The organism is Actinoplanes sp. NPDC051494, assembly GCF_044454705.1.
Lineage (GTDB): Bacteria > Actinomycetota > Actinomycetes > Mycobacteriales > Micromonosporaceae > Actinoplanes.
In genome coordinates this window covers 762,826-771,416 of sequence record NZ_JBITDZ010000003.1, presented here as the reverse complement: position 1 = coordinate 771,416, position 8,591 = coordinate 762,826, and the positions used below count along the sequence as shown (strand labels likewise).

10 protein-coding genes are annotated in these 8,591 nt (G+C 67.7%); 6 read left to right on the top strand and 4 right to left on the bottom strand.

Annotated features, from left to right (window positions below):
• Window positions 1-83: 83 nt before the first annotated feature.
• From ACIA6A_RS16065 to ACIA6A_RS16045, 5 genes are all read left to right on the top strand, one after another.
• A complete protein-coding gene (locus ACIA6A_RS16065; protein WP_396098387.1) occupies window positions 84-398 on the top strand; it encodes a hypothetical protein in 315 nt (104 codons plus the stop codon).
• A 1,244-nt stretch (window positions 399-1,642) separates the two neighbouring features.
• On the top strand, window positions 1,643-2,026 hold the full coding sequence (locus ACIA6A_RS16060; protein ID WP_396098386.1) for a hypothetical protein: 384 nt from the start codon (window positions 1,643-1,645) through the stop codon (window positions 2,024-2,026).
• A gap of 140 nt (window positions 2,027-2,166) precedes the next feature.
• Entirely contained in the window at window positions 2,167-2,706 is a 540-nt protein-coding gene (locus tag ACIA6A_RS16055) for a helix-turn-helix domain-containing protein (protein WP_396098385.1), read from the top strand.
• Between the two features lie 74 nt (window positions 2,707-2,780).
• The gene (locus ACIA6A_RS16050) at window positions 2,781-3,140 is read left to right on the top strand and encodes a hypothetical protein (protein ID WP_396098384.1); all 360 of its coding nucleotides are present in this window, start codon (window positions 2,781-2,783) and stop codon (window positions 3,138-3,140) included.
• Between the two features lie 135 nt (window positions 3,141-3,275).
• Window positions 3,276-4,091, top strand: a complete 816-nt coding sequence (locus tag ACIA6A_RS16045; protein WP_396098383.1) for a hypothetical protein — start codon at window positions 3,276-3,278, stop codon at window positions 4,089-4,091.
• A 276-nt stretch (window positions 4,092-4,367) separates the two neighbouring features.
• Here ACIA6A_RS16045 and ACIA6A_RS16040 read toward each other — a convergent pair whose 3' ends face one another.
• Window positions 4,368-4,973, bottom strand: coding sequence for an SAM-dependent methyltransferase (locus ACIA6A_RS16040; protein ID WP_396098382.1), 606 nt, complete (start codon window positions 4,971-4,973; stop codon window positions 4,368-4,370).
• A 64-nt stretch (window positions 4,974-5,037) separates the two neighbouring features.
• On the opposite strand from ACIA6A_RS16040, the gene ACIA6A_RS16035 reads away from it, so the two are divergent.
• Window positions 5,038-5,697 carry a DUF3159 domain-containing protein gene (locus tag ACIA6A_RS16035; protein WP_396098556.1) on the top strand — a complete coding sequence of 220 codons (660 nt, stop codon included), beginning with the start codon at window positions 5,038-5,040 and terminating at the stop codon, window positions 5,695-5,697.
• On the opposite strand, the gene ACIA6A_RS16030 is transcribed toward ACIA6A_RS16035, so the two are convergent.
• From ACIA6A_RS16030 to ACIA6A_RS16020, 3 genes are read right to left on the bottom strand one after another with little or no spacing between them, the layout of a single operon-like run.
• The gene (locus ACIA6A_RS16030; RefSeq protein ID WP_396098381.1) at window positions 5,671-7,125 is read right to left on the bottom strand and encodes a glycosyltransferase family 2 protein; all 1,455 of its coding nucleotides are present in this window, start codon (window positions 7,123-7,125) and stop codon (window positions 5,671-5,673) included. The two genes, ACIA6A_RS16035 and ACIA6A_RS16030, sit on opposite strands and share 27 nt — an antisense overlap.
• Window positions 7,125-8,168: a HEAT repeat domain-containing protein gene (locus ACIA6A_RS16025; RefSeq protein WP_396098380.1), complete on the bottom strand. Its 1,044-nt coding sequence runs from the start codon at window positions 8,166-8,168 to the stop codon at window positions 7,125-7,127. Before ACIA6A_RS16025 ends, ACIA6A_RS16030 begins: the two co-directional genes overlap by 1 nt.
• Complete coding sequence (locus tag ACIA6A_RS16020) at window positions 8,168-8,542, bottom strand: response regulator transcription factor (RefSeq protein WP_396098379.1); 375 nt, start codon at window positions 8,540-8,542, stop codon at window positions 8,168-8,170. Before ACIA6A_RS16020 ends, ACIA6A_RS16025 begins: the two co-directional genes overlap by 1 nt.
• Window positions 8,543-8,591 lie beyond the last annotated feature (49 nt).

The following is an 8,591-nucleotide window of genomic DNA, read 5'->3' as shown; positions in this document are numbered from 1 at the left end:
GCCCCCTCCCCCCCCGCGCCCCCCCCCCCGCGCCCCCGCGCCCCCCGCCCCCCCCCCCCCCCCCCCCCCCCCCCCCCCCCGGCATGGATCTCATCGTCGCCCTCACCGCCGGTTTCACCCTCTTCGCCGGCGTCACCACGTTCCTGCTCGCCCGCCGTGACCTCCGGACCGGCCCGGCCGTCACGGTCGCCGTCGTCGCGGGGCTGCTCACCGGCCTCGGCTTCATGTCCACCGTCTACCTCGCGGTCGCCGCCTACCTCGGTGCCGTCGTCCTCTGGCAGCTCGCCCGCCACTTCCGCATCGGCGGCCGCAGAGCGCTCCTGGTCGGCACCGGGGCCTTCGCCGTCGCCCTGGCCGGGGCGGTGACCGTCATGAGCGTCGCCCTCAGCACCATGTGACACGGTTCCTTGACGGCGCGTGGGAGCGATCTCAGGATCGGGACGTGCTCGCCACCCTTGACCTGGACGGGCTGGAGCAACAGATCCATGTGGAGCTGCTCGCCGGACGTTCGACAGTGTCGCCGAGCTGGCCGGCCGGCTCGGCACCGACGTGCCGGGGGTGGACGCCGCCATCGGCACACTGCGGCGGCACGGGCTGGCCGGGTGGGACCGGGATCGGGCCTGTCTGACGCCTCCCGACCTGGCCATCGACTCGGTGCTGCCGGACCGGATGCGGCAGTTGCGGGAGGCCGGTACCTCCTGGCAACACAAGGGCGGGCCGCCGCGCGCGGCACTCCGATATGGCACGCGGAAGTCACCCGAAAGGATCTCGCCGCGACCGTCCGGCCATCAGGTGCCGCCGCGCCGGCGCGGACATATCGGTCCAAGAATCACAAAATATCGAGATCAAAAATGAATATCCCATTCATCCCGCATCACTCCGTCTTCAGCAGACGAAAAATGCCACTCTGCGCGCCACGGAGAACTAGCGTTGACAAACACAGGACAGCATGAGAACCAACCGCCCGATACGGACCGGAGTCGCGCAGGTGGAGACTTTTGAGTGATCAAAAGTCCGAGTCAACGATGGATGTATCATGCCCGCTTGATCCATCCATGGCTGACATGCGTGAATCACGCCGCCCCACGCCGATGCGACTTTGCCGCGAGGACGCATCCATGAACAGGACTGGTACTCTCAATCGGTAATACCGATACGCACCAACCTGGTAGGCGCCAGGCAGATCGACCACCCTGCAACCGGCCCTGTCGAGGAGCAACCGATGGCTGACCAATAAGAAAAAAATGAGGTGGGGGCACTCGAGAGATCTCGGGTGCCTCCCACCGCGGTGATGCCGACCGGTAGGCGCCGTCCAGCATCAATCATCAACCCTGCAACAGCACGCTCGAGGATCAATCCCCGAGGAGCCCGCCGCACAATCGACGGTAGACGACTCCAGCAGCCATATCCAGTTCCAAAGTCGTCCTTTCAGACAGTTATGACAAGACCTTTTGGGGGCATATTCCGGTCAGACCCATAAGACGGAACATCAACGAGTAGATCCACGGCCACAGCTGAGTACGGATGCCCGGTGGCCGATCACCCATGCCATCGATCAGCCAGGCCACGTCATGGCGATCTCCGATATGCCCCGATAGTGTGAGGACTTCTCGCCCGGCAGTGACAGGCGGAAGGCTCACGCGTGCCTGCGATCTGGCATTTTTACGGCGGCCCGACCGGCACCACCTCTTTCGAGGAAGAACTGATCAACCTTCCCGCGGAGGCCGAGGCCGAAGTGCGATTCGCGATCAAATGCCATAAAGATCGTCACCGCAGCCCGGGTGTATCCACGGAGCCCCCACCACTCGACGACCAGAACATCGACGGCCAGTTGCGGGTCATCTGGGTAACCACCTCGGAAAACAAGACCTACGCCCTGCTATACGCACCCCTCGCCAACGCCGGCGGGTCCGCGAGCAGGGCCGTGGTGGCACTACACATCACGGTCGCCCGATCGAGGAAGATCAACGACTCCACCCGACGCCTGGCCCATGATCGCCTGCGTACCTGGCGGAAACATCCGTGATTAAGGATGGCTGAAGTCTTGGCCGGGAATCTGGCAGGGATCATCCGCCGATGAGACCATCGGCAATACCGATACCCAGCACGGGATTGACATTGTCATACCGGAGGGAGTAGAGGATGTCGCAACCAGATGCTGAACCGATGACCGAACCAGGCGACCGTGACGACAGTGACCGGTCCTTGCAACGCCGCCTCCAAGATCCGAAATTTCGGGAGGCGTTCGAGGACACGATCGTGCGGAACGAATTGCTCGGCTTCCTCATCAATCTCCGCCGACGATGGGGCTGGACCCAGTCCGAACTGGCCGGCCGGATGCGCACGACCCAATCGGCGATCTCCGACTTCGAGAAGGGCCGCATACAACCTCGCGTGTCGACCTTGCAGCGATGGGCCCGCGTGTTCGGCTACCGGCTCGAAATGCAGGTATGGACCGGCCCGTTCGTCGCCTACGACTCGTGGACGAGACGCTCCGTGACCTACGAGTCCGTCGTCGATCCCGTCCGTATCGACGATGCCATCGGGCGATGGTGGTCCGGCGATCAGGCTCAGCCGGGCACCATCGGCACCCAGCGCCGGACGAGAACCGGTAACGAGGTGCAGACCCGGTATCGCGACTTCGGTCAGGCCGACAGCCGTTACCTGCGGGAACTGCAGAGCGAACTGGCCCCCCGAACGCCGTGACGGCCTCTGAGAGAGCGCAACGCAGGCGATTCTCCGACCAGGTCTCGCGGGTCGCGTCCCTTGTCGACATCCGGGTGCGATCGCTGGAGGCGAAGCTGACCTCACCGTCCGCGTCACCGCCGCTGAAGCCTCGCGTACGCATCGAGCCGCAGGTGAGCCTCGCCGGCAATTACGCCATCTACGACTTCATGTACACCCTGGGCGCCACCGACGCGACCGAGAGCGACGTCTTCAACGCCACGATGTCACTCAACCTGGTCTTCCGACTGGAGCAGCCGGAGGCCCTCGACGCGGACAGGTTACAGGCTTTCGGCTCGGTCGGTGTCGTGGAAATCGCGCACCCATATGTTCGGGAAATGGTGCACAGCCTCACCTTCAGGATGGGCCTCCCCCCTTTTGTCCTGGACGTCGCCCCGCCGATCATGGAGCGCTAGCCAGCACACCGCGGAAATCTCAGGAGCTAGCCGGAACCGGCATTGCAGCTTCACCGGCCCGATGGGTACGGTGCAATCGCTCGGCTACTGACGGCATTCCGGAACGCAGGACCGGACTTGCAGCTGGGATGGTTGATGACTGGAAACGCGCGAGGCACGGTCGACCGCTTCAATCTGGTCGTCACGACGTTCAAGAACATCCGGGAGATCGCGATAGCCGGTACGGTCCTCACTGCCGGCGCGATAGCCGCTTTTGTGGCCTGGAGCCCGCCGGTATGGATCACCGTTCCGATCTCCGTCATTCTCGGGCTCGGCGCGGGAATCGCTGTCGGCGCGAAGATCGTCGGACGGCGGGCCCGCCACGCGATGGCCCAGACCGGCTTCAAGGTCATCGAGTACAGCATGGCCTACCGGATCAGTGGTACCGACGTGTACATGCACGAATGTGAACGAGAGTTCCTGCTGGAGGCGACCCACAACGGAGCAAGCCTGTTCGTCTTCGAATACGGCTGGTCCGGACAGGGCACGATCAGGACCGACGTGCCCGAGCAGCAGGTCTACCGCCTGCTGGACGACTCACGCTCGGCACACAAACTCGATCGGCGCACGATTGTTGGCATGAACCGTTCGTACTCGCCCGGGGAGACCGTCTCGGTAACAGTGATCCAGTACCTGCGGGACACCGAGAAGCAGTTCGGTCATTTTCTCTCGAAGATTGTCAAGCAACCGATGCGGAAAGCCACGTTGAGCATCGAATTCCCACCGAATCTTGCTGTGCAACCTGCACCGACGGCGTTCATCAAGCGATGGAACAGCGCTGCGAGCTGGGTGAACGAGCAGGACGTGAGCAGCAAGCTGCAGCAGGTCGGACACGTGCATCGGCTCGAGGTCGACAAGCCACCCACCGGCAAGATGCTCAGTGTACAGTGGCCTTGGAGAGAAAAGTACTGACGGAAGGCAGACAATGGGCGACAAGTAACGAGTGTCGTCCCAAGCCATTGGCAACCTGATCGACCGGTGAACACGAAGTCGACTCACGGGGAAACGTCATACCACTGGCTCAGCTGATGGCGGTCCGGGACCCATGAATAGTAATGGGCGCTCCGCACCGAGGCTGTCTCACAGGCATGGACCCAGTGGTCAGTGCGGCTTGCGGGCACAGACGCTCCAGCAGCATCGGGTGAGATCGTCGCGGTCGTGACGATCTCACCCGATCGTCTGTCCGGATCAGGCGGACCGGCGGAGGACGTCGAGGAGGAACCAGTCGTCCTCGTGGTGGACGACCGGGGTCAGCGCGGGGTGGTCGCGCAGGGCCTCGTGGGCGTTGAAGCCGTCGAAGCTTCCGCCGTTCTCCCGGTCGCGGAAGTGGACCGACACCAGGTCACCCTCGGGCTCGAGACGGTCGGCCAGGCCGTTGATCGTCGCGGCCAGGTCGTCGGCGCTGAGGTAGTAGAGCAGGTCGCCCACCACGATCAGGTCGAACGTGTCGTTCGGGAGGTCGGTGGGCAGCAGCGCCTCCTCGACCCGGACGTGCGGGAGGTCGGCGACGAACGTGCGGGCCTGCTCCACCGCGGCCGTGACCGCGTCGGCCGCCAGCAGCGCCTCGCACCGGGGCGCGAGCATGCGGGTGAGGATGCCTACCGCGCAGCCCGGCTCGTACCCGGAACGGTATTTCCGCCTGGGCAGGCTGGCCAGGGTGACCGCGTATTTGCGCTGGTCGGACCACTTCGTCGCGTTGTCCCAGGGGTCGTCCTTCGCCAGGTAGAGATTGGTGAAGTGGTCGAGGGAGAAGGACTCGGAAGGGGGCTGGGCGTCGCCTGGTGCTCGTGTCACGGCTGTGATTGTGCCTGACGGGCCGGAAGGTAGGCTGACCTAACACGGAGAACGGGGTGTGATCGTGGCGGAACCGGAGTCGCTGGCCGATCTGCTGGGTGGGCGGCGGGCCGCCCTGGACGCGACCGTTCCGCCGGTGGTCTTCGTCGCCGGGTGGCTGGCCGGTGGGCGGTCGATCTGGGCCGGTGCCGGTGCCGCGATCGTGGCCGCCGCGATCGTGGGCGGGTTGCGGCTGCGCCAGGGCGACAAGCCCCGGGCCGTACTGATCGGGCTGCTCGGGGTCTGTGTCGCCGCGATCGTCGCCCTGCGGACCGGGCGGGCCGAGGATTTCTTCCTCATCCAGATCGTCAGCAACGCGGCCAGTGCGCTGGCCTGGGCGGTCAGCATCGTGGTGCGGTGGCCGCTGCTCGGGGTCATCGTCGGCGCCGTGCTGGGCCAGAAGACCCGGTGGCGCCGCGATCCGGCGCTGCTGCGGGCGTACTCGCGGGGAAGTTGGATCTGGGTTCTGCAGTATGTCGTGCGGTTGGCGGTTTTCGTCCCGTTGTGGGCCGCGCACGCCGTGGTGGCGCTCGGGGTGGCCCGGGGTGTGCTGACCTGGCCGTTGGTCGCCGCGTGCCTGGCGGTGAGCTGGTGGATCATCCAGCGCAGCCTGCCGGCGGAGCATCCCGGCCTGCGGCATCCGCGGGACGCGAGCGCCTCACCGGCCGGCGCCGACCATCTCTGAGCGCTCCTCCACCGTGTCGAAGCCCTCGCGGTGCATCGTGCCCCAGACCGCCTGCTTGCCGCGCCACGCGCCGAACGCGCCGGTGACCTGCCACACCGCCAGGATCTGGCGGTAGCCGAAGTTCTCGATCACCGCCGCCGCGACCCCGCGGGCCAGGTCGGACCAGCGCGGATAGCGGTGGAACGAGACCTCTTCGATGAACAGCGCGGCCAGGCTGACGAGCAGGCCGTACCCGTACGCGACGAGGGCGAACAGCCACGCGAACTCCACGTTGATCGCGTCGACCCAGACGCCCAGTGGTAGCAGGATCAGCGCGGAGAGCTCGACGAACGGCGCCAGCAGCTCGAAGACCACGTAGTAGGGCAGCGCTACCAGGCCGATGCGCCCGTAGCGGGGGTTGAGGATCATGCGGCGGTGCTTGCTGAGGATCTCGGCGATGCCACGGTGCCAGCGGCGGCGCTGCCGGCCCAGGACCCGCAGGCTGCTCGGGGCCTCGCTCCAGCTGACCGGCTCCGCGACGAAGATGACCCGGTAGTCCTGTTTCGTCTCGCGCAGGTGGTGGTGCAGGCGGACGACGAGTTCGGCGTCCTCCCCGATGGTGTCCGGGTCCATCCCGCCGACCCGGACCACGAGGTCGCGGCGGAAGACCCCGAACGCCCCGGAGATCACCACCAGGCCGCCGAGCCGGGACCAGCCGGTGCGGCCCATGAGGAACGCCCGCAGGTATTCGACGACCTGGGTGCGGACCAGCCATTGCCGGGGCATCCGGACGTCGACGACGCGGCCGCCGACGACCTTGCAGCCGTTGGCGATGCGGACCACACCGCCGCACGCCGCGACGCGCAGCGGGTCGTCACCGAACGGTTTGGCGACCGACAGCAGCGCGTCCGGGTCCAGCACCGAGTCCGCGTCGACCATGCAGATCAGCGGGTGCCGGGCCAGGTTGATGCCGACGTTCAAAGCGTCGGCCTTGCCGCCGTTGGCCTTGCGCACGACGGTCAGCGTCTCCGGGTTGGCCCGGGCCACGTGCACGGAGAGCACCTCCGACCGGTACGGCACGTCGGCCGGCACCACCCGCGGTACCTCGACAAGATCGAAGTGGGCCCGGAGCTGCTCGAACGTGTCGTCGCCGGAGCCGTCATCGACGACCACGACCTCGTAGCGCGGGTAGCGCAGCGCGGTCATCGCCTGCACCGCCGCGACGATGCCCGGACCCTCGTTGTACGCGGGCACGATCACCGACACCGGCAGCGTGAGCGGGCTGCGGAACATGTCGTCGGCCCCGGCGAACGGGATCCGCCGCAGGTGCTTGTGGAACTCGAGGCCGGCCAGCACGATCAGGCCGAGGTAGCTGCTGTTGAGCGCCACGAAGTACGCGAACACCGCCACGTCGGTCCAGCGCAGCGCGTCGCGGATGAACTCCTCCATCAGACCGGGACCTCTACTTTCATGACCCGGGACAGGGCCAGGGCCTCGACGGCGTGGTCGCTGCCGGAGGCCTCCAGGGCCGCGGTCCCGGGCCGGCCGAGGCGGCGCAACGCGTGCGCGGCCTCGTGGGCGACGTGGAACGCCGCGTCGTCGAGCAGCACCGCCAGCGTCGGGACGGCACTCGGGGCCCCGAGCTCACCGATCGCCTTGGCCGCGGCGGCCCGCAGGGCGTTGGGGCGGGAGCTGTGCAGGGCCAGCGTGAGCGGTTCCAGCGCGGACCGGGTGCCGAGTTTGCCGAGCGCGACCGCGGCGGAGATCCGTACGTCCAGGTGGGCGTCCTCCTTGAGGACCCGGGCGATGCGGTCCACCGAGGCGGTGGCGCCGAGCAGGCCCAGCGCGTCGAGGCAGACCGCGCGTACCCGGGCATGGGGGTGGTCGAGCGCCGCCGACAGCGTCACCTCGGCCCCCGCGCCGAGCTGGACCAGGGTGTGGCTGGCCAGCAGCGACGGGATCGGGTCGGCCCGGTCCAGGCTGGCGATGATGCGCCAGGCCGCGGCCGGGTCACCGATGCGGCCGAGCGCGCGTACGGCCACCACGCGCACCTCGGCGTGCCGGTCGGTGAGCAGGCGGCACAGCTCGGGGACGGCCTGGCGCAGTTCCAGGTCGCCGAGGACCTGGGCGGCGCGGGCCCGGCGTACCCGGATCCGGGAATGCAGCCGGCCCAGCGCCGCGCGAGCCGTGCCGCGGCGCAGGAAGACCGACACCAGTCCGAGGTGGGCCTCGCCGCGCAGTTTGCCGAGCAGCGCCAGGGCGTGCGGTTCGGCCGCCCGCCACGCGTCGTCGGGGATGGCGACCAGGTCGTGGCTGCCCTCCTCGCCGTTGTCGGCGACGAACGCGAGCAGCGCCCGGCGCGGTCCGGCGGCGAGGCGGGCCCGCTTGCGGTGCCGGACGCCGCGGAAGACCCGGGTGGCGACGATGCCGGCCGCGGTCAGGGTCACGACGGCGGCGAGGATCTCGACGACGAGGATGAACAACCGCAGCATCAGCCGGCGACCCTGGCCAGCGCGGCTTCGACCCGGAGCAGCAGCGCCCGCGGGCTGAACGGTTTGACCACGTAGTCGGTGGCGCCGGCGGCGTACCCCTGTTCGAGGTCCTGCGGGCGGGACCGGGCGGTGAGCATGATGATCGGGACCTTCGCGGTGAGCGGTCCGGCGCGCAGCTCGCGGCAGACCTCGATGCCGGACATCCGCGGCATCCGGACGTCGAGCAGCACCAGGTCGGGCGGGTGGGCCCGGGCCTCACGCAGCGCGGCGACCCCGTCCGCCACGGCGATCACATCCAGACCACCCTGACCCAGCTTGTACGACACGAGGTGGCGGATGTCCGGATCGTCCTCGACGAGCAGGATGGTGCTCATCGGCCCTCCGGTTGCCGTGCCGGTCCTGTACCTGTCCCAACATATCCGT